General features: G+C 69.5%; 20 protein-coding genes. 14 read left to right on the top strand and 6 right to left on the bottom strand.

Features of this window, described 5'->3' with window-relative positions; genetic code table 11:
- Positions 1 to 120 precede the first annotated feature (120 nt).
- The 6 genes from ftsZ (at position 121) to OHT57_RS13545 (ending at position 5,229) form a co-directional block, all read left to right on the top strand.
- Positions 121 to 1,317 carry a cell division protein FtsZ gene (gene ftsZ, locus OHT57_RS13570; protein ID WP_328746621.1) on the top strand — a complete coding sequence of 399 codons (1,197 nt, stop codon included), beginning with the start codon at positions 121 to 123 and terminating at the stop codon, positions 1,315 to 1,317.
- Entirely contained in the window at positions 1,314 to 2,042 is a 729-nt protein-coding gene (pgeF, locus tag OHT57_RS13565) for a peptidoglycan editing factor PgeF (RefSeq protein WP_328746620.1), read from the top strand. The genes ftsZ and pgeF overlap by 4 nt, the downstream gene beginning before the upstream one ends.
- A gap of 6 nt (positions 2,043 to 2,048) precedes the next feature.
- Complete coding sequence (locus tag OHT57_RS13560; protein WP_328746619.1) at positions 2,049 to 2,768, top strand: YggS family pyridoxal phosphate-dependent enzyme; 720 nt, start codon at positions 2,049 to 2,051, stop codon at positions 2,766 to 2,768.
- A gap of 129 nt (positions 2,769 to 2,897) precedes the next feature.
- Entirely contained in the window at positions 2,898 to 3,539 is a 642-nt protein-coding gene (locus OHT57_RS13555) for a cell division protein SepF (RefSeq protein WP_328746618.1), read from the top strand.
- A gap of 72 nt (positions 3,540 to 3,611) precedes the next feature.
- Entirely contained in the window at positions 3,612 to 3,896 is a 285-nt protein-coding gene (locus OHT57_RS13550) for a YggT family protein (protein ID WP_328746617.1), read from the top strand.
- Between the two features lie 46 nt (positions 3,897 to 3,942).
- Positions 3,943 to 5,229: a DivIVA domain-containing protein gene (locus tag OHT57_RS13545; protein ID WP_328746616.1), complete on the top strand. Its 1,287-nt coding sequence runs from the start codon at positions 3,943 to 3,945 to the stop codon at positions 5,227 to 5,229.
- Positions 5,230 to 5,399: 170 nt separating this feature from the next.
- On the opposite strand, the gene ileS is transcribed toward OHT57_RS13545, so the two are convergent.
- Positions 5,400 to 8,543, bottom strand: coding sequence for an isoleucine--tRNA ligase (gene ileS, locus OHT57_RS13540; protein WP_328746615.1), 3,144 nt, complete (start codon positions 8,541 to 8,543; stop codon positions 5,400 to 5,402).
- A 612-nt stretch (positions 8,544 to 9,155) separates the two neighbouring features.
- Between ileS and OHT57_RS13535 the strand changes: the two genes are divergently transcribed.
- From OHT57_RS13535 to OHT57_RS13510, 6 genes are all read left to right on the top strand, one after another.
- Positions 9,156 to 10,208, top strand: a complete 1,053-nt coding sequence (locus OHT57_RS13535) for a TraR/DksA family transcriptional regulator (protein ID WP_328746614.1) — start codon at positions 9,156 to 9,158, stop codon at positions 10,206 to 10,208.
- Between the two features lie 61 nt (positions 10,209 to 10,269).
- Positions 10,270 to 10,845, top strand: a complete 576-nt coding sequence (lspA, locus tag OHT57_RS13530) for a signal peptidase II (RefSeq protein ID WP_328746613.1) — start codon at positions 10,270 to 10,272, stop codon at positions 10,843 to 10,845.
- Positions 10,846 to 10,894: 49 nt separating this feature from the next.
- On the top strand, positions 10,895 to 11,839 hold the full coding sequence (locus OHT57_RS13525) for an RluA family pseudouridine synthase (RefSeq protein ID WP_328746612.1): 945 nt from the start codon (positions 10,895 to 10,897) through the stop codon (positions 11,837 to 11,839).
- Complete coding sequence (locus OHT57_RS13520) at positions 11,836 to 12,306, top strand: GNAT family N-acetyltransferase (RefSeq protein WP_328746611.1); 471 nt, start codon at positions 11,836 to 11,838, stop codon at positions 12,304 to 12,306. Before OHT57_RS13525 ends, OHT57_RS13520 begins: the two co-directional genes overlap by 4 nt.
- A gap of 91 nt (positions 12,307 to 12,397) precedes the next feature.
- On the top strand, positions 12,398 to 13,972 hold the full coding sequence (locus tag OHT57_RS13515) for a Na+/H+ antiporter (RefSeq protein ID WP_328746610.1): 1,575 nt from the start codon (positions 12,398 to 12,400) through the stop codon (positions 13,970 to 13,972).
- Positions 13,973 to 14,035: 63 nt separating this feature from the next.
- The gene (locus tag OHT57_RS13510) at positions 14,036 to 14,776 is read left to right on the top strand and encodes an SDR family NAD(P)-dependent oxidoreductase (protein WP_328746609.1); all 741 of its coding nucleotides are present in this window, start codon (positions 14,036 to 14,038) and stop codon (positions 14,774 to 14,776) included.
- Positions 14,777 to 14,880: 104 nt separating this feature from the next.
- On the opposite strand, the gene OHT57_RS13505 is transcribed toward OHT57_RS13510, so the two are convergent.
- Positions 14,881 to 15,987 carry a mechanosensitive ion channel family protein gene (locus tag OHT57_RS13505; RefSeq protein WP_328746608.1) on the bottom strand — a complete coding sequence of 369 codons (1,107 nt, stop codon included), beginning with the start codon at positions 15,985 to 15,987 and terminating at the stop codon, positions 14,881 to 14,883.
- Positions 15,988 to 16,104: 117 nt separating this feature from the next.
- Between OHT57_RS13505 and OHT57_RS13500 the strand changes: the two genes are divergently transcribed.
- Positions 16,105 to 16,674, top strand: coding sequence for a dienelactone hydrolase family protein (locus OHT57_RS13500; protein ID WP_328746607.1), 570 nt, complete (start codon positions 16,105 to 16,107; stop codon positions 16,672 to 16,674).
- A 1-nt stretch (position 16,675) separates the two neighbouring features.
- On the opposite strand, the gene OHT57_RS13495 is transcribed toward OHT57_RS13500, so the two are convergent.
- The 4 genes from OHT57_RS13495 to OHT57_RS13480 all read right to left on the bottom strand — a co-directional run bounded on the left by OHT57_RS13495 (position 16,676) and on the right by OHT57_RS13480 (position 21,457).
- Positions 16,676 to 18,334, bottom strand: coding sequence for an alkaline phosphatase D family protein (locus OHT57_RS13495; protein WP_328746606.1), 1,659 nt, complete (start codon positions 18,332 to 18,334; stop codon positions 16,676 to 16,678).
- Between the two features lie 116 nt (positions 18,335 to 18,450).
- A complete protein-coding gene (locus tag OHT57_RS13490) occupies positions 18,451 to 19,266 on the bottom strand; it encodes a thioredoxin domain-containing protein (RefSeq protein WP_328746605.1) in 816 nt (271 codons plus the stop codon).
- An 81-nt stretch (positions 19,267 to 19,347) separates the two neighbouring features.
- The gene (locus tag OHT57_RS13485) at positions 19,348 to 20,040 is read right to left on the bottom strand and encodes a hypothetical protein (protein WP_328746604.1); all 693 of its coding nucleotides are present in this window, start codon (positions 20,038 to 20,040) and stop codon (positions 19,348 to 19,350) included.
- A 91-nt stretch (positions 20,041 to 20,131) separates the two neighbouring features.
- Positions 20,132 to 21,457, bottom strand: coding sequence for a DUF2252 domain-containing protein (locus OHT57_RS13480; protein WP_328746603.1), 1,326 nt, complete (start codon positions 21,455 to 21,457; stop codon positions 20,132 to 20,134).
- 191 nt (positions 21,458 to 21,648) lie between these two features.
- Between OHT57_RS13480 and dnaE the strand changes: the two genes are divergently transcribed.
- Positions 21,649 to 25,182, top strand: a complete 3,534-nt coding sequence (dnaE, locus tag OHT57_RS13475) for a DNA polymerase III subunit alpha (RefSeq protein ID WP_328746602.1) — start codon at positions 21,649 to 21,651, stop codon at positions 25,180 to 25,182.
- Positions 25,183 to 25,226: the final 44 nt, after the last annotated feature.

Here is a 25,226-nt window from a genome sequence, read left to right as displayed (position 1 = left end):
CCCTAAACTTCAGCGTTAGGGTTCGGGTCGGCACTACGGACCGTCCCATTCGGCATCAGTCGTCGGATCGCACACACCCGCGAAGCGACGACACGTAACTCGAGGCGAGAGGCCTTCGACGTGGCAGCACCGCAGAACTACCTCGCAGTCATCAAAGTCATCGGTGTCGGCGGCGGTGGTGTCAATGCCATCAACCGGATGATCGAGGTCGGTCTCAAGGGCGTCGAGTTCATCGCCATCAACACCGACGCGCAGGCGCTGTTGATGAGCGACGCCGACGTCAAGCTCGACGTCGGCCGTGAACTCACCCGCGGACTCGGCGCCGGAGCCAACCCGGCCGTCGGCCGCAAGGCCGCCGAGGATCACCGCGAGGAGATCGAGGAGGTCCTCAAGGGGGCCGACATGGTCTTCGTGACGGCCGGCGAGGGCGGCGGCACAGGCACCGGCGGCGCGCCCGTCGTGGCCAACATCGCCCGCACCCTCGGCGCCCTCACCATCGGCGTGGTCACCCGTCCGTTCACCTTCGAGGGACGGCGCCGGGCCAACCAGGCCGAGGACGGCATCGCGGAACTCCGCGAAGAGGTCGACACCCTCATCGTCATCCCCAACGACCGCCTGCTGTCCATCTCGGACCGCCAGGTCTCGGTGCTCGACGCCTTCAAGTCGGCCGACCAGGTCCTCCTGTCCGGTGTCCAGGGCATCACCGACCTGATCACCACTCCCGGTCTGATCAACCTCGACTTCGCCGACGTCAAGTCGGTCATGTCCGAGGCGGGTTCGGCCCTCATGGGCATCGGCTCCGCCCGCGGCGACGACCGCGCGGTGGCCGCAGCCGAGATGGCGATCTCCTCGCCGCTCCTGGAGGCGTCCATCGACGGCGCCCGCGGTGTGCTGCTCTCCATCTCCGGCGGCTCCGACCTCGGCCTGTTCGAGATCAACGAAGCGGCCCAGCTGGTCAGCGAGGCCGCCCACCCCGAGGCCAACATCATCTTCGGCGCGGTCATCGACGACGCCCTCGGTGACGAGGTCCGCGTCACCGTGATCGCCGCCGGCTTCGACGGGGGGCAGCCGCCGACCCGCCGGGAGACCGTCATGGGCTCGTCCTCGACGTCGGCCCGCCGCGAGGAGCCCACTCCGGTACGGCAGACCGAGAGCCGCCCGTCCTTCGGTTCGCTCGGCAGCGTCACGCCGAAGGAGGACCCGCAGCCCGCCCCCGAGCCGGTCGCCGACCTTCCGGTCGCCCCGCCGGTTCCGCCGTCGCGGACCTACTCCGACAGCGCGGCCGAGGAACTGGACGTGCCGGACTTCCTGAAGTGATAGGACAGCGCGAGAGCGCGAGCGGCGCGCACTTCGCCTTCACCGACAGGTGGGGCGGGGTGAGCGCCGCTCCGTATGAGGAGCTCAACCTCGGCGGGGCGGTCGGCGACGACCCCCAGGCCGTGGGGACCAATCGTGAACTGGCTGCCAAGTCACTGGGACTCGATCCCACGCGGGTGGTCTGGATGAACCAGGTGCACGGGGCGGACGTCGTGGAGGTCTCCGCGCCGTGGGGCGAGAGGACGGTGCCGGAGGTGGACGCGATCGTCACCGCCGAGCGCGGTCTCGCCCTCGCCGTCCTCACCGCGGACTGCGTGCCCGTCCTGCTCGCCGACCCGGTCGCCGGGATCGCCGCGGCGGCTCATGCGGGCCGGCCCGGCATGGTCGCCGGAGTCGTCCCCGCCGCCCTGCGCGCGATGACGGAACTCGGCGCCGACCCCGCCCGGATCGTCGCCCGCACCGGCCCCGCGGTCTGCGGCAGGTGCTACGAAGTGCCCGAGTCGATGCGCGCCGACGTCGCCGCCGTCGAACCCGCGGCGCACGCCGAGACGAGTTGGGGCACACCCGCGGTCGACGTGACCGCCGCAGTGCACGCGCAACTCGACCGGCTCGGAGTGCGCGACCGACAGCAGTCGCCGGTCTGCACCCTCGAGTCCGGTGACCATTTCTCGTACCGTCGCGATCGCACCACGGGGCGACTCGCGGGATATGTCTGGCTGGGCTGACAGAACATGATGGACCGCAGGGACGAAATCGCCGCGAACCTGGCGAAGGTGGAGGAGCGCATCACCGCCGCGTGTGCGGTCTCCGAGCGCAAGCGGGAGGAGGTGACCCTCATCGTGGTCACCAAGACGTACCCCGCGAGCGATGTACGGATCCTGTCGGAGCTCGGCGTGCGGCACGTCGCCGAGAACAAGGACCAGGATGCGGCGCCCAAGGCTGCCGAATGCGCGGACCTGCCGCTGACTTGGCACTTTGTTGGCCAGTTGCAGACCAACAAAGTGCGATCCGTGGCCGGTTACGCGGATCTCGTGCAGTCCGTCGATCGTTCGAAGTTGGTGACGGCCCTCTCGAAGGAGGCCGTGAGGGTCGGGCGCGAAGTGGGATGTCTCATCCAGGTCGCGCTGGACGCCGGGGCGAGTGAGCGAGGGGAGCGGGGTGGCGTGGCGCCGGGCGGGATCGAGGAGTTGGCCGGACTCGTGGCTCGCGCCCCGGGGCTGCGGCTCGACGGGCTGATGACCGTCGCTCCGCTCACCGGTGAGTACGCGGGACGCGAACAGGCGGCGTTCGAGCGGTTGATGGATTTGTCGACCGACCTGCGCCGATCCCATCCGGCTGCGAACATGGTCTCCGCAGGGATGAGTGCGGACCTCGAACAGGCCGTGGCGGCAGGGGCGACACATGTACGCGTCGGCACCGCGGTACTCGGAGTCCGTCCCAGGCTCGGGTAACGTCGCCAGGAAGTCGGACCACAGCAGAAAATATGGTCATTACCGCCGGAGGGCGGTCGTAACGACCTCGTGGATCGCGGGCACTTGGCAGTCGTCAGCCGATCCACCACAGAGCGGAGGACTCAGAGAATGGCCGGCGCGATGCGCAAGATGGCGGTCTACCTCGGCCTCGTGGAGGACGACGGGTACGACGGCCGCGGGTTTGACCCCGACGACGACTTCGAGCCCGAACTCGACCCGGAGCCCGAGCGGGACCGCCGACGGCACGAGCCGTCACACCAGTCTCATCAGGCACTTCAGCCCGAAAGGGACGAATCGGTCAGAGTTGTGCACTCTGCGGCGCCGCGCGACCCGGTGTCCCGATCCGCTTCGCCGGCTGCGGAATCGATGCGCCCCGCGCGTATCGCGCCCGTGGCATCTATCACACAAGAGCGCGCAAGCCTGGAGAAGAACGCACCGGTGATCATGCCCAAGGTCGTGTCGGAACGAGAGCCTTACCGGATCACCACGCTGCACCCCCGGACCTACAACGAGGCCCGTACCATCGGGGAACACTTCCGTGAGGGCACCCCGGTGATCATGAATCTGACTGAGATGGATGACACAGACGCCAAGCGACTTGTCGACTTTGCGGCCGGTTTGGTGTTTGGTCTTCACGGCAGCATCGAGCGGGTGACGCAGAAGGTGTTCCTGTTGTCGCCTGCTAACGTCGATGTCACGGCGGAGGACAAGGCCCGCATCGCAGAGGGCGGGTTCTTCAACCAGAGCTGAGACGCAGGACCGGAATCAGCAGTACGAGCAGTACCCAGCAGCACGGAAACAGGGGAGAGGGAAGCACCAGCAATGAGCGTGGTTGTTCAGATCGTCTACATCGCGCTGATGTGTTTCCTCATCGTGCTCATCTTCCGGTTGGTCATGGACTACGTCTTCCAGTTCGCCCGCTCGTGGCAACCCGGCAAGGCGATGGTGGTCGTTCTGGAGGCCACCTACACTGTCACTGATCCACCGCTCAAGCTTCTGCGGCGAGTTATCCCGCCGTTGCGTCTCGGGGGCGTGGCGCTCGACCTGTCCTTCTTCGTACTGATGATCATCGTCTACATCCTGATCTCCGTCGTGAGCCGGCTGTGAACGATACGGTCTTGCCGAATGCCGACGACTACGTTGAGGTGAAGAGATGCCGTTGACCCCCGAGGACGTGCGGAACAAGCAGTTCACGACCGTCCGCCTCCGAGAAGGCTATGACGAGGACGAGGTCGATGCCTTCCTCGATGAGGTCGAAGCCGAACTGACCCGCCTGCTCCGCGAGAACGAGGACCTGCGCGCCAAGCTGGCCGCTGCCACGCGCGCTGCTGCCCAGAACCAGCAGAACATGCGCAAGCCCCCGGAGCAGGACCAGCAGGGCGGCATGCAGCAGGGCGGCATGCAGCAGGGCGGCATGCAACAAGGTGGCATGCAGCAGGGCGGTATGCAGCAGGGTGGGATGCCCGGACAGGGAATGCCGCAGCAGGGCATGCGTGGGCCCGGTCCCGGTGCCCCCGTCCCGGCCGGCATATCTGGGCCGCCGCAGCAGCAGATGGGCGGCCCCATGGGCGGCCCGCCCCAGCTGCCGAGCGGTGCGCCGCAGCTGCCTCCCGGCGGCCAGGGTGGCCCGCAGGGTCAGGGTCAGATGGGCCAGGGCCCCATGGGTCAGGGTCAGATGGGCCAGGGCCAGATGGGTCAGGGTCCGATGGGCCAGGGCCCCATGGGCGGTCCGATGGGTCAGGGCCCCATGGGTCAGGGCACGATGGGCGGCCAGCCCATGCAGCAGCAGATGGGTGGCCCGATGGGCGGCCCCATGGGCGGTCCGATGGGTGGCCCCGGTCAGGGCCCCGGTGGCGACAGCGCCGCCCGAGTCCTCTCGCTGGCCCAGCAGACCGCCGACCAGGCGATCGCCGAGGCCCGTTCCGAGGCCAACAAGATTGTCGGCGAGGCGCGTTCGCGTGCCGAGGGCCTGGAGCGGGATGCCCGTGCCAAGGCCGACGCCCTGGAGCGGGACGCGCAGGAGAAGCACCGCGTCGCGATGGGCTCCCTGGAGTCCGCTCGCGCCACGCTTGAGCGCAAGGTCGAGGACCTGCGCGGCTTCGAGCGCGAGTACCGCACGCGTCTGAAGTCGTACCTCGAGTCGCAGCTGCGTCAGCTGGAGACCCAGGCCGACGACTCGCTGGCTCCGCCGCGGGCCCCGGCGACCGCGTCGCTGCCGCCGTCCCCGGCGCCGTCCATGGCTCCGGCGGGCGCCCCGTCCTACGGCAACCAGGGCATGGGTGGCGGCCCTTCGCCGGCCGGTCCGTCCTACGGCGGTCAGCAGCAGATGTCGCCCGCGATGACCCAGCCGATGGCGCCGGTGCGGCCGCAGGGTCCCGGCCCGATGGGCCAGGCTCCCTCGCCGATGCGTGGGTTCCTCATCGATGAGGACGACAACTGACGGCCTCTAGTACGCCTTAGGCGTCGGCGGCGTTCAGGGCGGGGCCCCGGATTTTTGATCCGGGGCCCCGCCCTTTTACGCGTGTTGATCACGGTGTCGCCCACCTGCGTACGTCCCGGGTACGCGGAAGGCCCGGTCCCTTGCAGGGGGACCGGGCCTTCCGCGTCGGCTCACGCCTTGCGCAGGCGGAACGTCAGTGACAGGCCCTCGTCGGTGAACGGGGTGCCGTAGGTGTCGTCCGCCTCGCCCTGGGCGAAGGCCGTTGCCAGGACCTCGTCGGAGATCAGGGGCGTGTGCTCGGACAGGGCCGCGACGACCGCCGGGTCCGTCGCCGTCCAGCGCAGGGTGATGCGGTCGGCCACGTCGAGGCCGCTGTTCTTGCGGGCCTCCTGGATCAGGCGGATCGCGTCACGAGCCAGGCCCGCCTGGCGGAGCTCCTCCGTGATCTCCAGGTCCAGGGCGACCGTCGCGCCCGAGTCGGACGCCACCGACCAGCCCTCGCGCGGGGTCTCCGTGATGATCACCTCGTCGGGCGCCAGCGTGACCGTCTCGCCGTCGACCTCGACCGACGCCGTGCCCTCACGCAGGGCCAGCGAGAGCGCGGCCGCGTCGGCGTTGGCGACGGCCTTGGCCACGTCCTGGACGCGCTTGCCGAAACGCTTGCCCAGGGCGCGGAAGTTGGCCTTCGCCGTGGTGTCGACGAGGCTGCCGCCGACCTCGCTCAGGGACGCCAGGGAGCTGACGTTCAGCTCCTCCGTGATCTGCGCGTGCAACTCGCGGTCGAGGGAGTCGAAGCCGGTTGCGGCGATGAGCGCCCGGGACAGCGGCTGACGGGTCTTCACGCCCGACTCCGCGCGCGTGGCCCGGCCCAGCTCGACGAGCCGGCGGACCAGGACCATCTGCTTCGAGAGCTCAGGGTCGATCGCCTTGAGGTCCGCCTCCGGCCAGGTGGCCAGGTGCACGGACTCCGGGGCGTCCGGAGTGACCGGCACGACCAGGTCCTGCCAGACCCGCTCGGTGATGAACGGGGTCAGCGGGGCCATCAGCCTGGTGACCGTCTCGACGACCTCGTGCAGGGTGCGCAGCGCGGCCTTGTCGCCCTGCCAGAAGCGGCGCCGGGACCGTCGTACGTACCAGTTGGACAGGTCGTCGACGAACGCCGACAGGAGCTTGCCGGCGCGCTGGGTGTCGTACGCCTCCAGCGACTCGGTCACCTGGTCGGTCAGCGCGTGCAGTTCGGACAGCAGCCAGCGGTCCAGGACCGGGCGGTCGGCCGGGGCCGGGTCCGCCGCGGAGGGGGCCCAGTTCGACGTACGCGCGTACAAGGCCTGGAAGGCGACCGTGTTCCAGTAGGTGAGGAGCGTCTTGCGGACGACCTCCTGAATGGTGCCGTGGCCGACGCGGCGGGCCGCCCAGGGGGAGCCGCCGGCCGCCATGAACCAGCGGACCGCGTCGGCGCCGTGCCGGTCCATCAGCGGGATCGGCTCCAGGGTGTTGCCCAGGTGCTTGGACATCTTGCGGCCGTCCTCGGCGAGGATGTGGCCGAGGCAGACGACGTTCTCGTACGAGGACTTGTCGAAGACCAGGGTGCCGATGGCCATCAGCGTGTAGAACCAGCCGCGGGTCTGGTCGATGGCCTCGCTGATGAACTGGGCCGGGTAGCGGGACTCGAACAGTTCCTTGTTCTTGTACGGGTAGCCCCACTGCGCGAACGGCATCGAACCCGAGTCGTACCAGGCGTCGATGACCTCCGGCACACGCGTCGCCGTCTGTCCGCAGTCGTCCTGGGGGCAGGCGAAGGTGACCGCGTCGATGAACGGGCGGTGCGGGTCCAGGTCCGACTGGTCGGTGCCCGTGAGCCCAGTCAGTTCCGCGCGGGAGCCGACGACCGTGAGGTGGTCGTCCTCGCAGCGCCAGATCGGCAGCGGGGTGCCCCAGTAGCGGTTGCGGGACAGCGCCCAGTCGATGTTGTTCTGCAGCCAGTCGCCGAAGCGGCCGTGCTTCACCGTCTCCGGGTACCAGTTGGTGTTCTCGTTCTCCTGGAGGAGACGGTCCTTGACGGCGGTCGTGCGGATGTACCAGGACGGCTGCGCGTAGTAGAGGAGCGCGGTGTGGCAGCGCCAGCAGTGCGGGTAGCTGTGCTCGTACGGGATGTGCTTGAAGAGGAGGCCGCGCTGCTGGAGGTCCTCGGTGAGCTTTTCGTCCGCCTTCTTGAAGAAGACGCCGCCGACCAGGGGGACGTCCTCCTCGAAGGTGCCGTCGGGGCGGACCGGGTTCACCACCGGCAGGCCGTAGGCGCGGCAGACCTTGAGGTCGTCCTCACCGAAGGCGGGGGACTGGTGGACCAGACCCGTACCGTCCTCGGTCGTGACGTACTCGGCGTTGACCACGTAGTGGGCCTCTGCCGGGAACTCCACGAGCTCGAACGGACGTTGATAGGTCCAGCGCTCCATTTCGGCACCGGTGAAGGACTGGCCGGTGGTCTCCCAGCCCTCGCCGAGCGACTTGGCGACGAGCGGCTCGGCGACCACGAGCTTCTCCGCGCCGTCGGTCACGACGACGTAGGTGACCTCCGGGTGCGCGGCGACCGCCGTGTTGGACACCAGTGTCCAGGGGGTCGTCGTCCACACCAGGAGCGCGGCCTCACCGGCGAGCGGACCGGAGGTGAGCGGGAAACGGACGTACACGGACGGGTCCACGACCGTCTCGTAGCCCTGCGCCAGCTCGTGGTCCGACAGGCCGGTGCCGCAGCGCGGGCACCAGGGGGCGACGCGGTGGTCCTGGACCAGCAGGCCCTTGTCGAAGATCGTCTTCAGCGACCACCAGACGGACTCGATGTACTCCGGGTCCATCGTGCGGTAGGGGTCCTGGAGGTCGGTCCAGTAGCCCATGCGGGTCGTGAGCGCCTCGAAGGCGTCGGTGTGCCGGGTCACCGACTCGCGGCACTTGTCGTTGAACGCGGCGATGCCGTACGTCTCGATGTCCTGCTTGCCGGAGAAGCCGAGCTCCTTCTCCACCGCGAGCTCGACCGGGAGGCCGTGGCAGTCCCAGCCGGCCTTGCGGGCCACGTGGTAGCCGCGCATGGTGCGGAAGCGGGGGAAGACGTCCTTGAAGACGCGCGCCTCGATGTGGTGGGCGCCCGGCATGCCGTTGGCGGTGGGCGGGCCCTCGTAGAACACCCACTCGGGGCGGCCCTCGGACTGCTCCAGGCTCTTGGCGAAGACCTTCTGCTCACGCCAGAAGTCGAGCACGGCGTGCTCCAGCGCGGGCAGGTCGACCTGGGCGGGCACCTGGCGGTACGTCGGCGTTGTCATCAGCGAGCTTCCTCCGGCGGACTTGCTGCCTTCCGTCCGGAGGGACGAGAGTCCGTGCGTCGATTTCGACGCGCTCCCGCGGTACCACCCTCCTTGGCCCGCCGACACGTGGTGTGCGTCGGTGAGCCCCCTCATTGGGGTCGCGATGCCGGGTCTACCAGCCCCTGCGGCCCGTGGGCCGAGCCCACTGATCCAAGGCTTTCTTCCGGCGGCTCCGGGGTGATCTTCACGTCGCGCTCGCCCCCGGGCTTCCACCGTCCCCGGGTCGCTCTGGGCTGCGTACGCCGCTACTCGTCCCCATCCACGCTTCTCGCACCGCCCAGTGTACGGCGCCCCGAGGACAGTGGCCGACCGGTTTTCCCGGCCCGGACGCGGAGACCGCCGTGGTGCTCGGAGTGACCCGAATGGAGCGGCACGGGTGCTCGGGATTCCGGCACGGGCGGTCCGGCGGATTACCCGGCGGGGAGCTGGGCACAACGCATGCATGCCTACTGCCCGGCAGGCCTGGGACGGGCGGATCGGGCGGCGTGCCCCGTTGCCGCGGGACTGAAGTCGATTTATCGTCCCAGCACGATGCGCGAGCAAGATCACAACATGTGAAGGGGCCGCGGCATGGTGGCGAAGAAGACCGCCGCAGAGCAGTCGGCGTCGGGCCGGTCCACGCATGTCTCCGGTGGTGCGGCCAAGGGCGCGGGCGCGAAGAAGAGCACCCGGGCCGCGCCGTCCGCGGCGGCGAAGGGCGCCGTGAAGAAGGCGGCCGTGCAGAGCACACGCGCGGGTGCCGGGAAGGCCGCGGCCGATGAGGAGGGCGCGGCCGGAAGACCGGACACCGAGGCACCGGTCGGCGGGGCTTCGGACACCACCAAGGGCGTCGGCAAGGCCTCGGTCACCAAGAAGGCACCGGTCACCAAGAAGGCCCCGGCCGCGAAGAAGGCTTCGGTCACCAAGAAGGCGGTCGCGAAGAAGGCGGTCGCCAAGAGCACGGTCGCGACGAAGAGCGCGGCGAAGAAGACGGCCGCGAAGGACTCCGCGGACGGCAGGACGGCCGCCACGGAGGCCGGTGCCCCACAGGGAGACACCGGGCAGGACACCTCCGGGAAGAGCACCCTCACCAAGAGGGCGGCCAAAAAGAGCACGGCCAAGAAGGCGGGCGCGGCCGAGGCCGCGAAAAAGACGGGAGCCACGACGGTGGTTGCGAAGAAGACTTCTGGCACGGCCACGGCGGCCAAGACCGCCCTACCCGGCGCGCGTGCCGCCGCGTTGGTTCCCGGCGAACTCGCGGTGCGCCCCGGTGAGGACCCGTGGACGCCTGAGGAGGTCGAAGAGGCGCACGCGGAACTCACGGCCGAGGTCCTGCGGCTGCGCACCGAGATCGCCGCCTCCGAGGAGTCCCTGGTGGGGCTCATGCGGGACTCCGGGGACGGAGCGGGCGACGACCAGGCCGACACCGGGACCAAGAACATCACGCGCGAGAGCGAGATGGCCCTCGCGGCCAACGCGCGCGAGATGCTCCTGCAGGCCGAGCGTGCCCTTGGACGGCTCGACGCCGGCACCTACGGTCTGTGCGAGAACTGCGGCAACGCCATCGGCAAGGCACGGATGCAGGCCTTCCCGCGGGCCACCCTGTGCGTGGAGTGCAAGCAGAAGCAGGAACGCCGGTACTGAGGGTCCCAGTGGGCGTGTCGTACCCTCGTCCTCAGTCAGGTACCTAGGTCGAGGGACTCACGTGACAGAGGCGGAGCGCATCATCGGTACGCCGGATACCCCAGAGGCGGCGGGGGCCGAGCCGGAGCAGGACCAGACGGCGCGGCCCAGGGGCAGGCGCCGTATCGCCGTGCTGTTCACGGTGGCCGCCTTCGCGTACGCCCTCGACCTGATCAGCAAGATGATCGTGGTCGCCAAACTGGAGCACCACGAGCCGATCGAGGTCATCGGGGACTGGCTGAGGCTGGAGGCGATCCGCAACGCGGGCGCCGCCTTCGGTTTCGGCGAGGCCTTCACGGTGATCTTCACGGTGATCGCGGCCGCCGTGATCGTGGTCATCGCCCGGCTCGCCCGCAAGCTCTACAGCCTGCCCTGGGCGTTTGCGCTCGGCCTGCTGCTCGGCGGCGCGCTCGGCAACCTCACCGACCGGCTCTTCCGCTCGCCCGGCGTGTTCGAGGGCGCGGTCGTCGACTTCATCGCGCCCAAGCACTTCGCGGTCTTCAATCTCGCCGACTCGGCGATCGTGTGCGGCGGCATCCTGATCGTGCTGTTGTCGTTCAAGGGGCTGGACCCCGACGGCACCGTCCACAAGGACTGATCCGCAGGCGCCGGTCGGGGCTGTCGGTGCGGTCCTGCATACTCGACGGGTGAGCACCGTTCCCGATATCCGTACCCTGCCCGTGCCCGACGGCCTGGAGGGCGAGCGCGTCGACGCCGTCATCTCCCGCATGTTCGGCTTCTCCCGCACCAAGGCCGCGGAGCTCGCCGCCTCGGGGAAGGTCACGGTCGACGGGTCGGTGGTCGGGAAGTCGGAGCGGGTGCACGGCGGGGCCTGGCTCGAAGTGGAGATGCCGCAGGCGGCCGCGCCCGTGCAGATCGTCGCCGAGCCGGTCGAGGGCATGGAGATCGTGCACGACGACGACGACATCGTCGTGATCGTCAAGCCGGTCGGCGTGGCCGCGCACCCCTCGCCCGGCTGGACCGGGACGACCGTGATCGGCGGGCTCGCCGCCGCCGGGTACCGCATCTCGACCTCGGGTGCCGCCGAGCGGCAGGGCATCGTGCACCGGCTCGACGTGGGCACCTCGGGTCTGATGGTCGTGGCCAAGTCGGAGCGGGCGTACACCTCGCTCAAGCGGCAGTTCAAGGAGCGCACGGTCGACAAGCGCTACCACACGCTGGTCCAGGGCCATCCGGACCCGACCAGCGGCACCATCGACGCGCCCATCGGCCGCCACCCCAACCACGACTACAAGTGGGCGGTCACCGCCGAGGGCAAGCCCTCCGTGACGCACTACGACCTCATCGAGGCGTTCCGTGCGGCCTCCCTGCTCGACGTGAAGCTGGAGACCGGGCGCACCCACCAGATCCGCGTGCACATGGCGGCCCACCGCCATCCCTGCGTCGGCGACCTGACGTACGGCGCCGACCCGACGCTCGCCAAGCGGCTGCGGCTGACCCGGCAGTGGCTGCACGCCGTGCGGCTCGGCTTCGAGCACCCCGGGGACGGGGAGTGGGCGGAGTTCGCGAGCGAGTACCCGGAGGATCTGCAGCAGGCCCTGGCCCTGGTGCGTGAGGAGACCTACGGGTGAGCACGCGCGCGTACGCGGTCCGGGTCGCCGAGGATCTTGCCGACCGTGAGGCCTGCTTCGCGGTGCGCAAGGAGGTCTTCGTCGGCGAGCAGGGCGTGCCCGAGGATCTCGAGTACGACGCCTACGACGCCGTAGCGGTCCATGTGCTGGCCGTGCGGGAGGACGGTGAGCCGATCGGGGCCGGGCGGCTGCTGTACGGCGAGGCGGCGGCCGGGAAGACCGGCGGCGACATGACCGTGGGGTCGCTGGGGCGGCTCGCGGTGACATCGGCGGCGCGCGGACTCGGAGTGGGCGCGACGCTGGTGCGGGCCGTCGAGGACGCGGCACGCGCGCGTGGGCTGGCGGCTGTGGATCTGCATGCGCAGACGCACGCGCTGGGGTTCTACGAACGGCTGGGGTACGTGGCGTACGGGCCGGAGTACCCGGAGGCGGGGATGGCGCACAGGGCCATGCGGCGCGTTCTCTGACGGTCTCCAGGAGCGGCGGCCGAAATGGTCCGGGCGTCCAGGGGCAGACTGAAGGGACCGTTGGTTCGTCGAGCTGCCCGGAGTACTGACCGTGGATCAGTTGGCCCTGTTGTTCGTGTTGTTGCTGGGGGCTCTGATCAGTGTCCCGGTGGGGGACCGGTTCGGGTTGCCGGCGCCGGTTCTGATGACCTTGCTCGGCATAGTGCTCGCGGTGCTGGACTTCGTGCCCAATGTCGAGATCCCTCCCGAGCTGATCCTGCCCATCCTGTTGCCGCCGTTGCTGTACGCGGCGGTGCGGCGGACCTCTTGGCGTCAGTTCGCGGCCAACAGGCGGCCGATCTTCCTGCTCGCCGTCGCGCTCGTGTTCGTCACGACCCTGTGCGTGGCGGTCGTAGCCCACTCGATCGTGCCCGGGCTGCCGATCGCCGCCGCCGTCGCGCTCGGTGCGCTGGTCGCACCGCCCGACCCGGTCGCCGCGACCGCGGTCGCCGGGCAACTCGGGCTGCCGCGCAGGCTGGTGTCCATCCTGGAGGGCGAGGGGCTCTTCAACGACGTGACGGCGATCGTGCTCTACCACGTGGCCGTCGCCGCCGCCGTGAGCGGCTCGTTCAAGCCCGGGGAGGCTGTGTTCGAACTGGTGCTCTCCGCGGTGGTCGCCGTCGCCGTGGGGCTCGCGCTGGGCTGGGGCGCCAACAAGCTGATGGACCTGCTGGGGGACGCCACCCTCCAGATCGGGCTGACGGTCCTCGTGCCGTACGCCTCTTATGTGCTCGCCGAGGAGCTCCACGGGTCCGGTGTGCTCGCGGTGCTGACCACCGCCCTGTTCATCGCCGAGTACGCCACCGACGCCGACGACGTGATGACCCGGCTCGCCGGGCACACCTTCTGGTCCATCGTCGACACACTCGTGACCGGCGTCGCCTTCGGGCTCATCGGACTCGAACTGCACAATGCGATCCGGACCGCGTCCGGACGCTGGGGCGAGATGCTCGGCTGGGCCGCGGCGATCGTGGCCGTGGTGGTGTTCGTACGGCTGCTGTGGCTGTTGCCGGCCTCCTGGCTCGCCAGGCGGCTGCACGCCAAGCGGGACATCGACGAGGAGATCCCGATGGGCTGGCGGGAGACCGTCGTCATGTGGTGGTCCGGGATGCGCGGCGTGGCGTCCGTGGCGCTGGCGCTGGCCATTCCGCTGGAGACCGACTCCGGGGCGGGGTTCCCCGATCGGGACGAGATCGTGTTCATCGCGTTCGGGGTGATCATGGCGACGCTCGTGCTGCAGGGGCTGACGCTGCCGTGGCTGGTGAAGCGGCTGGGGGTGCGGGCGGACAGCGAGCGGGAGATGGAGTTCGAGAAGGTCCTCGCCGTTCGCGCGGCGAAAGCGGCCAAGAAGCGGCTGCGGGAGATCGAGAGCGTGGAGGAACTGCCGGAGGAACTGTCCGAGCAGATGCTGCGGCGGGCGTTCGAGATCGGGGTGCGGATCTCCCCCGAGATGGGGGACGAGGAGCGGCGCGAGGCCCGGCGGCGGCTCAAGCGGATGCGGCGGATCCAGGCGGAGATGCTGAGCGCGGCGCGGCACGAGGTGCTGGCGGCGCGCAGTGAGCCGGGGGCCGACCCCGAGATCGTGGACCGGGTGCTGCGGCATCTGGACGTCCGCAGCATGCGGTGACGTGCTTGCGACAGTCATGTGAATCCGTGGGCCCGTCGGCGTTCCGTTTGTAGGGTCCCTTGTATGGCTCGCAATGTAGTGATCAGCGGTGGCGGTACGGGAATCGGACGCGCGGCGGCGCAGGTGTTCACCGCGGAGGGGGACCGGGTGCTGCTGTTGGGGCGGCGCGCCGAGGTGCTGGAGAAGGCCGGGGTGCCCGGGGCGCTGACGTACGCCGCCGATCTGGGCGACGTCGACGCGGTGCGCGGGGTCGTCGCTTTCGTTGAACGGGAGTTCGGGACCGTGGACGTGCTGATCCACGGCGCCGGGGGCACCGGGCAGCTCGAACCGCCCGTGGAGAGCGCCGATCCGCTCGACGCCGTCGTGCACAACTGGACCGTGAACTTCCGGCTCAATCTGCTGACCGCGGCGCTGCTCACGGAGGGGTTGAAGGACCGGCTCGCCTCACCGGGCGGGCGGGTGCTGTTCGTGAGTTCCATCGCCGCGTACCGAGGCTCCGGGAACGGGGCGTACGGGGCGGCCAAGGCGGGGCTGCATCCGTACGCCCATGATCTCGCCCGGGAGTTGGGGCCGCGGGGGATCACCGCGAACGTGGTGGCGCCCGGGTACATCGAGGACACGGAGTTCTTCGGCGCGGCCATCGACCCCGCCCGGCGGGAACGGCTCATCGGTGACACGTCGACGGGGCGGGCGGGGACGCCCGAGGATGTCGCCGCCACCCTGCGGTGGCTGGCCTCACCGGGGGCCGGGCATGTGACGTCGCAGGTCGTGCAGGTCAACGGTGGGGCCGAGCGGGGGCATTGAGGGTGTCCCTGTGCGGCCGCGCGCCCACGCATCGCCGACCCCACATGGACACGGCCCCCGCGCCCCTGGGTGGGGCGCGGGCACCCGGCGGCGCGAAGGGACCGTCAGCCGCGTCCTGTTCGAGGCGGCTCGTGGGCCCGGCGGGGTGCCTCGCCGTTGCGTGAGTTGCGGAGTCCCGGTGCCAGTGTCGCGTCCGCCGTGTTGACCCGGGGCAACGCGTACGGATGGTGGTCCGTCAGCCAGCGGACCATCTGCTCGCGGACCGTGACCCGTACCGTCCAGATGTCGTCGGCGTCCTTGGCGGTCACCAGGGCCCGTACCTGCATGGTGTTCGGGGTGGTGTCGGTGACGGCCAGGCCGTAGTCGCGGCCGTCCCAGGAGGGGCACTCGCGCAGGATGTCCCGCAGCCGCTCGCGCATCAGCTCCACGGGGGCCGTGTGGTCGACGTGCCAGAACACGGTGCCGGTCATCTGCGGGGTGCCGCGGGACCAGTTCTCGAAGGGCTTCGAGGTGAAGTACGACACCGGCATGGTGATCCGGCGCTCGTCCCAGGTCCGCACGGTCAGGAAGGTCAGGGTGATCTCCTCGACGGTGCCCCACTCGCCGTCCACCACCACCGTGTCGCCTATGCGCACCATGTCGCCGAAGGCGATCTGCAGGCCCGCGAACATGTTGCTGAGCGTCGACTGGGCGGCGACACCGGCGACGATGCCGAGGATTCCGGCCGAGGCCAACAGTGAGGCACCGGCCGCGCGCATCGCGGGGAACGTCAGCAGCATCGCGGCCACGGCCACCACGCCGACGGTGGCGGCGACCACCCGCATGATCAGCGTGACCTGGGTGCGCACTCGGCGGACCCGCGCGGCGTCGTGATGGGCGCGCGCGTAGCGGGTGTACGTCGACTCCACGATCGCGGCGGCGATCCGGATCACCAGCCAGGCGGTCGCCCCGATCAGGACGAGCGTCAGCGTCTGGCCGATGCCGGCGCTGTGCCGCTCAAGGACCCGGGCCTCGTCGTACGACCCTCTCAGCATGGCCGCGCACAGGACGAGCTGGTAGGGGATGCGGCCGCGGCGCAGCAGACCCCACATCGGGGTCTCGCTGTGCCGTGCGTCGGCCTTGCGCAAGAGACGGTCGGTGGCCCAGCCGATCAGCAGTGTGAGCAGCACCGAGCCGCCGATCACGATCAGTGGGCGGAGTACGTTCACCATGACCCCGAACCTAACCGGCCCGGGGCGGTCATGAACATGTGACTTCGGCCGCGGAGTGGGTACGCCCGCGCGTGGGCACCCGACGGCACTGTCAGTACCGGCTGGCACCATGGGCTCATGAACATCATGCTCTTTCACTCGACCTACGGCCTTGGGCCCGCCGTCCGTCAGGCCGCCGACCGGCTGCGGGAGGCCGGGCACGAGGTGTGGACGCCGGACCTCTTCGAGGGGCGCACGTTCGAGACGGTCGAGGAGGGCATGGCCTTCAACGAGAGCATCGGCAAGGACGAACTGCTCAAGCGGGCCGTCCTGGCCGCCGCGCCCTATTCCGAGCGCGGCCTGGTCTACGCCGGCTTCTCGCTCGGCGCCTCGGTCGCACAGACCCTCGCCCTCGGCGATGAGCGGGCCCGCGGCCTGCTGCTCCTGCACGGCACGTCGGACATCTCGCCGAACGCGACCGTGGACGACCTTCCGGTCCAGCTGCACGTGGCCGAGCCGGACCCCTTCGAGACCGACGACTGGCTGAGCGCCTGGTATCTCCAGATGGGCCGCACCGGCGCCGACGTGGAGGTCTACAGATACGCGGGCGCCGGCCACCTCTACACGGACCCGGACCTCCCGGACTACGACGAGGAGGCCGCCGAGGCCACCTGGCGGGTGGCACTCGGCTTCCTCGGCACGCTGTGACCTAGACCGGCGTGTACGTCCGCTCGACCTTCTGCGTGCCGGTCCGCGTGCGGTAGGACCGCGCCCAGGACGAGGTCGCGTCGGCCTTCGTCTTGTCGGACAGGACGTAGTAGTCCATCTGCGCCCGGTCGGCGGTGATGTCCAGGACGCCGTAGCCGTGGCGGTCGGTGTCGACCCAGTGGACGTGCCGGTTGGCGAGCTGGATGATCGGCGCGGCGAGCGCGGTGACCGTGCCCTCGGGGACCTTCACCAGGTCGTCGAGGTTGTCGGAGGTCACCGAGGTGACGACGAACTCCGTGGCGGCCGAGGCCGACAGCGGGTAGGTGCCGGCGTCCACGGGCACGTCGTTGGCCCACGCCATGTGGATGTCGCCGGTCAGGAAGACGGTGTTGCGGATCGCGTTCGCGCGCAGGTGGGCGAGGAGTTCACGGCGGTCGTCCGTGTAGCCGTCCCACTGGTCGGTGTTGAGGCCGAGGCCCTCCTTCGGCAGGCCGAGGAGCTCGGCCAGCGGCTTCAGCAGGTCCGCCGAGAGCGAGCCGATCGCGAACGGCGAGATCATCACGGAGTTGCCGACCAGCCGCCAGGTCGTGTCGGAGGACTTCAGCCCCGCCTTGAGCCAGTCCAGTTGGGCGCGGCCCGTGATCGTACGGTCGGGGTCGTCGACCGAGCCGTTGCCCACGGCGACCTGCTGGGAGCGGAAGGACCGCAGGTCGAGCAGGGAGAGGTCGACCAGCTTGCCGAAGCGCAGCCGGCGGTAGGTGGTGCCCGCTATCGCGGGGCGCACCGGCATCCACTCGAAGTAGGCCTGCTTGGCGGCGGCCTGACGTGCCGTCCAGGTGCCCTCCGCGCCCTCGGTGTGGTTCTCGGCACCGCCCGACCAGGCGTCGTTGGCGAACTCGTGGTCGTCCCAGATCGCGACGACGGGGGCGGCCGCGTGCAGGGCCTGGAGGTCGGCGTCGGTCTTGTACTTCCCGTGCCGGGTCCGGTAGTCGGCGAGGGTGAGGATCTCGTGGGTCGGCGCGTGCTGCCGTACGACGGTGTCCCGGGTCCCGTAGTCGCCGGTGCCGTACTCGTAGATGTAGTCGCCGAGGTGCAGCCAGGCGTCCAGGTCGCCGCGGGCCGCGAGATGGCGGTACGACGAGAAGTAGCCGGCCTCCCAGTTGGCGCAGGAGACCACGCCGAAGCGGAGGCCCGTGACGGACGCGTCCGCCGCCGGCGCGGTGCGGGTGCGCGCCGCCGGGGAGTCGGTGCCGCCGGCCGAGAAGCGGAACCAGTAGTCGGTCGAGGGCGTGAGGCCTCGGATGTCCGCCTTGACGGTGTGGTCGGAGGCGGCGGTCGCGGTCAGGGAGCCCTTGGCGACGACGGCCCGGAAGGCCTTGTCCTTGGCGACGGTCCAGCTGACCTCGGTGTCCGGGCCGAGCCCGGAACCGGGGACGGCGTCGGTGGCCGGGGTCACCCGGGTCCACAGCAGGATGCCGTCCGGGAGCGGGTCTCCGGAGGCGACGCCGTGCAGGAAGACGGGGGCGTCGGCCGCGCGGGCCGGCAGGGCGGCGGCGAGCGGGGCGGCCAGGACGGCCGTGGCCGCCGCGGCCTTGACGACCGTACGGCGGCGCGGGTTGAGGGAGTTGGCGGGCACGTTCGATCTGTATCGACTGGTCACGGCCGATCAGGTTACTGATCGGTACGCGCGAGAGCGGGCGAACCGGGAAAAGTTCGCCCGCTCTTTGTCTCAAGGCCTCTTCGACGCCTGAGGGCCTCTTCGGCCGGAGGGCGCGGTCAGGCCTTCAGGGCCGCGTCGAGCGCCGTGGTGAAGTCGGCGACCGTCATCGGCGCGCTCTTGCCGTCGGAGCCGGTCAGCGTCTTGCCGTCCATCTTCAGGGTCGGGGTGCCCGTCACGCCGTCCTTGTTGAACTTCTCGGACATGACCAGGGCCCACTTGTCGTAGGTGCCCTTCTTCACTGCGTTCTGGAAGGCCTTGTTGTCCTTCAGTTCCGGGACGGTCTGCGCGATCTTGATGAGGTAGGCGTCGTCCTTGAACTTGTCGGGGCCGTCCTCGGCGGGGTGCCACTTCGTGGAGTACATCGCGGTCTTGTACTCCTGGAACGCCTCGGGGCTGACGTTCAGCGCGGCACCGAGGGCGCTGAGCCCGTTCTTGGAGCCCTCGCCGCCGAGGTTGCCGTCGAGGAAGCTCGCGCCGACGAACTGGATCTTGAACTTGCCCGCGTCGAAGTCCTTCTTCACCGTCGTGCCGACGGTCTGCTCGAACTGGGCGCAGACCGGGCAGCGCGGGTCCTCGTACATGACCAGGGTCTTCTTGGCCGTGCTCTTGCCCATGACGACCGTCGTGCCGTTGGTGCCCGTGCTGTTGGCCGGCTTGACGAGCTTGTCGTTCTTGGCCTCTTCCCAGTAGCTGGGTTTGTTGCCCTGGACGACCGCGTAGCTGATGCCGCCGGCTATCGCCAGGACGCCGACTATGGAGCAGGCGACGATGACCTGCCGCTTGACCTTGTCGCGCTTGGCCTGGCGCTCGCGTTCGACGCGCAGCCGCTCGCGGGCGGCGGTCTTCGCCTGCTGGCTGTTCCGCTTGCTCATGGGTGATCTCCGTAAGGGGACGCGCACACGTCGTGTGCGGGGTACGTAGGGGGACTGGTGGTGCTCAGTGCTCTTCGGGCTTCAGGCGAAAGCAACCGAGCACGGCGGTCCACGCCGTCCCAGGGAGTGCACGAGGATCTCTTCGAGAACGACGGCCGTACGGCGGCCCGGCCGCACCGGCCGGATCGTCTCCGGCGCCGTCCGCACCCGCAGCGCGGCGGCCACCAGCAGCAGCGGCCGGAAGGTCGTGGCGGACACGGCCCGTAGCAGCTGGGCCAGGGCCCGCTCGCCGCGGCGCAGCCAGGTGGCCGCGAGGAGGCCGACGACGATGTGCGCACCGAGCAGCAGCCAGGCGGTCCGCGGGTCCGCGTGGGCCAGCAGTCCGCCGAGCCGGTCGGTGTCGGTGCCGGTCATCCGGGCCAGCGGCGAGCCGACGCCGGTGCCGTCGCCGCAGAACAGGTCCCAGCCGACCGAACGCAGCGGGCCCGTGACCGGGCCGCCCGCGGCGCCGTAACAGACGTGCTGGCCCGTGGTGAAGACGGTGTCGGCGGCCAGCTCCAGCGGGATCAGCACGGCGGCGATCCGCCCGAAGCCGCGCTCACGGCCGGCCAGCCCGTATGCGAGCACGAACACGACGACGGCGACGGCCGCCACCGTGTTCAGCGGCAGGGGGGCCCGGGACAGCAGTACGTGCGACGCGGTGCTGAGCGTCACGACGAGTGCCGTGAACAGCGCCGCGCGGAGCGCTCGTAGCGGGGTCCCGGATATGTCCATAGCGTGGAGAGTCTGACACGCGGGCCTGTAAGGGACCCCTAAAGGGTCCCTGTGAGCGGCCCTATCGTTATGGGGCTCGTCGTGAGGCCTGTCACAGACCAGGAATGCGGCCGTTGCGGAACAGGTCCACGAAGGTCTGGTGGTCGGCACGCGCGCGTGCGCCGTAGCTGTGCGCGAAGTCGACGAGGAGACCCGCGAAGCTCTCCTCGTCGGCCGCGATCGCGGCGTCGATGGCCCGCTCCGTGGAGAACGGCACCAGGGACTCGCCGGACTGGTCGTCCGCCGCCCCGTGCATGGTGGCGGTGGCCCGGCCGAGGTCGGCGACGACCGCCGCGATCTCCTCGGGGTCGTCGATGTCGCCCCAGTCCAGGTCCACGGCGTACGGCGAGATCTCGGCGACCAGCTGGCCGGCCCCGCTCAGCTCGGTCCAGCCCAGCCACGGGTCGGCGTGCTGCTGGAGGGCGCGCTGGGAGATCACCGTGCGGTGGCCCTCGTGCTGGAAGTAGTCCCGGATCGCCGGGTCGGTGATGTGCCGGGAGACGGCCGGGGTCTGGGCCTGCTTGATGTAGATCACGACGTCGTTCTCCAGGGCGTCGCTGTGGCCCTCCAGGAGGATGTTGTACGACGGCAGCCCGGCCGAGCCGATGCCGATGCCCCGGCGGCCGACGACGTCCTTGACGCGATAGGAGTCCGGGCGGGCCAGGGAGGTCTCCGGCAGGGTCTCCAGATAGCCGTCGAACGCCGCGAGGACCTTGTAGCGGGTGGCCGCGTCCAGCTCGATGGAGCCGCCGCCGCCCGCGAAGCGGCGCTCGAAGTCACGGATCTCCGTCATCGACTCCAGCAGGCCGAAGCGGGTCAGGGAGCGGGCGTCGCGCAGCGCGTCCAGAAGGGGGCCCTCGGCGGTGTCCAGGGTGAAGGGCGGCACCTCGTCGCTCTTGGCGCCGGTGGCCAGGGCGTGGATCCGCTCGCGGTACGCGCCCGCGTACACCCGCACCAGCTCGCTGATCTGCTCGTCGCCGAGCGCCTTGGCGTACCCGATCAGCGCGACGGAGGCGGCGAACCGCTTGAGGTCCCAGGTGAAGGGGCCGACGTAGGCCTCGTCGAAGTCGTTGACGTTGAAGATCAGCCGGCCGTTGGAGTCCATGTACGTGCCGAAGTTCTCCGCGTGCAGGTCGCCGTGGATCCACACGCGCGAGGTGCGCTCGTCGAGGTACGGGCCGCCCCGCTTCTCGGCGTCCAGGTCGTGGTAGAAGAGCCCGGCGCTGCCCCGGTAGAACGCGAACGCCGAGGCGGCCATCTTGCGGAACTTCACCCGGAACGCGGCCGGGTCGGCGGCCAGGAGCTCGCCGAAAGCGGTGTCGAAGACGGCAAGGATCTCCTCGCCGCGGTGCTCGTCGTTGAGCTGCGGTACCGACATCGCGGGGTGCCTCCTGGTGCATGTGTACGACAGCGTTTCTGTCGTCTCTCCAACGGCCGGGTCCGGGTGAAAGTGCCCGCGACCCTCGCTGTGAAGGTACGCGGGGCGACCCCCTGAGTGTCAGTGCCGAGGCATACACTTCGACGCTGTCCCCCGAACTGTCGCCGAGTGTTTTCCATGGAGGCCATGCCGTGTCAAAGCCGCCGTTCACGCACCTGCACGTCCACACCCAGTACTCCCTGCTGGACGGTGCTGCGCGGCTCAAGGACATGTTCGACGCGTGCAACGAGATGGGCATGACCCATATCGCCATGTCCGACCACGGCAACCTGCACGGGGCGTACGACTTCTTCCACACCGCGAAGAAGGCGGGGGTCACCCCGATCATCGGGATCGAGGCGTACGTCGCGCCCGAGTCCCGGCGCAACAAGCGCAAGATCCAGTGGGGCCAGCCGCACCAGAAGCGGGACGACGTCTCCGGTTCCGGTGGCTACACCCACAAGACGATGTGGGCCGTGAACAGCACCGGCCTGCACAACCTCTTCAAGCTCTCCTCGGACGCGTACGCCGAGGGCTGGCTCCAGAAGTGGCCCCGGATGGACAAGGAGACGATCTCTCAGTGGTCCGAGGGGATCGTCGCCTCCACCGGCTGTCCCTCCGGCGAGCTCCAGACCCGGCTGCGCCTCGGGCAGTACGACGAAGCACTGAAGGCGGCCTCGGAGTACCAGGACATCTTCGGCAAGGACCGCTACTTCCTGGAGCTGATGGACCACGGCATCGAGATCGAGCACCGGGTCCGTGACGGCCTGTTGGAGATCGGCAAGAAGCTCGGCATCCCGCCGCTGGTCACCAACGACTCGCATTACACGTACGCGCACGAGTCCGTCGCGCACGACGCCCTGCTCTGCATCCAGACCGGCAAGAACCTCTCCGACCCGGACCGCTTCCGCTTCGACGGCACCGGCTACTACCTGAAGTCCACGGACGAGATGTACGCCGTCGACTCCTCGGACGCCTGGCAGGAGGGCTGCGCCAACACCCTCCTGGTCGCCGAGATGGTCGACACCGCCGGCATGTTCGAGGCGCGGAACCTCATGCCGAAGTTCGACATCCCCGAGGGCTACACCGAGGTCTCCTGGTTCAAGGAGGAGGTCCGCCTGGGCATGAACCGCCGCTTCCCCGGCGGCGTCCCCGACGACCGGCAGAAGCAGGTCGAGTACGAGATGGACGTCATCATCCAGATGGGGTTCCCGGGCTACTTCCTCGTCGTCGCCGACTTCATCATGTGGGCCAAGAACCAGGGCATCGCGGTCGGCCCAGGCCGAGGCTCCGCGGCCGGCTCGATCGTCGCCTACGCCATGGGCATCACCGACCTCGACCCGATCCCGCACGGCCTGATCTTCGAGCGGTTCCTCAACCCCGAGCGCGTCTCGATGCCCGATGTCGACATCGACTTCGACGAGCGTCGGCGCGTCGAGGTGATCCGGTACGTGACGGAGAAGTACGGCGCCGACAAGGTCGCCATGATCGGCACCTACGGCAAGATCAAGGCGAAGAACGCCATCAAGGACTCCGCGCGCGTGCTGGGTTACCCGTACGCGATGGGCGACCGCCTCACCAAGGCCATGCCCGCCGACGTCCTCGGCAAGGGCATCGACCTCAACGGCATCACCGACCCCTCGCACCCGCGCTACAGCGAGGCCGGCGAGATCCGCGCGATGTACGAGAACGAACCGGACGTCAAGAAGGTCATCGACACCGCGAAGGGCGTCGAGGGCCTGGTCCGGCAGATGGGTGTGCACGCGGCCGGCGTCATCATGTCCAGCGAGCCCATCGTCGACCACGCCCCGATCTGGGTGCGGCACACGGACGGCGTGACCATCACGCAGTGGGACTACCCGCAGTGTGAGTCGCTCGGCCTGCTGAAGATGGACTTCCTCGGCCTGCGCAACCTGACGATCATGGACGACGCCGTCAAGATGGTGAAGTCCAACAAGGGCGTCGACCTCGACCTGCTGTCCCTGCCGCTCGACGACCCCAAGACCTTCGAACTGCTCCAGCGCGGCGAGACCCTCGGCGTCTTCCAGTTCGACGGCGGCCCCATGCGCTCCTTGCTGCGCCTGATGAAGCCCGACAACTTCGAGGACATCTCCGCCGTCTCCGCGCTCTACCGTCCCGGCCCGATGGGCATGGACTCGCACACCAACTACGCGCTCCGCAAGAACAAGCTCCAGGAGATCACCCCGATCCACAAGGAGCTGGAGGAGCCGCTCCAGGAGGTCCTGGCCGTCACCTACGGCCTGATCGTCTACCAGGAGCAGGTGCAGAAGGCCGCCCAGATCATCGCCGGCTACTCACTCGGCGAGGCCGACATCCTGCGCCGCGTGATGGGCAAGAAGAAGCCCGACGAACTGGCCAAGAACTTCACCATCTTCCAGGCCGGCGCCCAGAAGAACGGCTACAGCGACGAGGCCATCAAGGCCCTGTGGGACGTGCTGGTCCCCTTCGCCGGATACGCGTTCAACAAGGCGCACTCCGCCGCGTACGGCCTGGTCTCGTACTGGACCGCCTACCTCAAGGCCAACCACCCCGCCGAGTACATGGCCGGGCTGCTCACCTCGGTCAAGGACGACAAGGACAAGTCGGCCGTCTACCTCAACGAGTGCCGGCGCATGGGCATCAAGGTGCTCCCGCCCAACGTCAACGAATCGGTGCACAACTTCGCCGCCCAGGGCGACGACGTGATCCTCTTCGGCCTGGGGGCCGTGCGCAACGTCGGCACCAACGTGGTCGAGTCGATCATCAGGAGCCGCAAGGCCAAGGGGAAGTACGGCTCCTTCCCCGACTACCTCGACAAGGTCGAGGCGGTCGCCTGCAACAAGCGCACCACGGAGTCGCTGATCAAGGCGGGTGCCTTCGACACCCTGGGCCACACCCGCAAGGGCCTCACCGCCCAGTACGAGCCGATGATCGACAACGTGGTCCAGGTCAAGCGCAAGGAGGCCGAGGGCCAGTTCGACCTCTTCGGCGGTGACGAGGACAGTGCCGAGCCCGGCTTCGGGCTCGACGTGCAGTTCACCGAGGACGAGTGGGACAAGACCTATCTGCTCGCCCAGGAGCGCGAGATGCTCGGTCTGTACGTCTCCGACCACCCCCTCTTCGGCCTGGAGCACGTGCTGTCCGACAAGGCCGACGCGGGCATCGCCCAGCTCACCGGCGGCGAGCACTCCGACGGCGCGGTCGTCACCATCGGCGGCATCATCTCGGGCCTCCAGCGCAAGATGACCAAGCAGGGCAACGCCTGGGCGATCGCCACCGTCGAGGACCTCGCCGGTTCCATCGAGTGCATGTTCTTCCCCGCGACCTACCAGTTGGTGTCGACCCAACTCGTCGAGGACGCCGTCGTGTTCGTCAAGGGCCGCCTCGACAAGCGCGAGGACGTGCCCCGCCTGGTCGCCATGGAGCTCCAGGTCCCGGACCTGTCCAACGCGGGCACCAACGCGCCCGTCATCGTCACCATCCCGGCGCTGAAGGTCACCCCGCCGATGGTCAGCAGGCTCGGGGAGATCCTCAGCCACCACAAGGGCGAGAGCGAGGTCCGCATCAAGCTCCAGGGCCCCAGCAAGACCACGGTCCTACGGCTGGACCGGCACCGGGTGAAGGCGGACCCGGCGCTCTTCGGCGACCTGAAGGTGCTGCTCGGACCGTCCTGCCTGGCCGGCTGAGGGACCGGGATGGCACCGGCACAGGTCAAGGTCATGCAGAGGGG

Source organism: Streptomyces sp. NBC_00285, assembly GCF_036174265.1.
Taxonomy (GTDB): Bacteria; Actinomycetota; Actinomycetes; order Streptomycetales; family Streptomycetaceae; genus Streptomyces.
The sequence above is the reverse complement of the archived record's forward strand: the minus strand, read 5'-3'. Positions and strand labels throughout refer to the sequence as shown.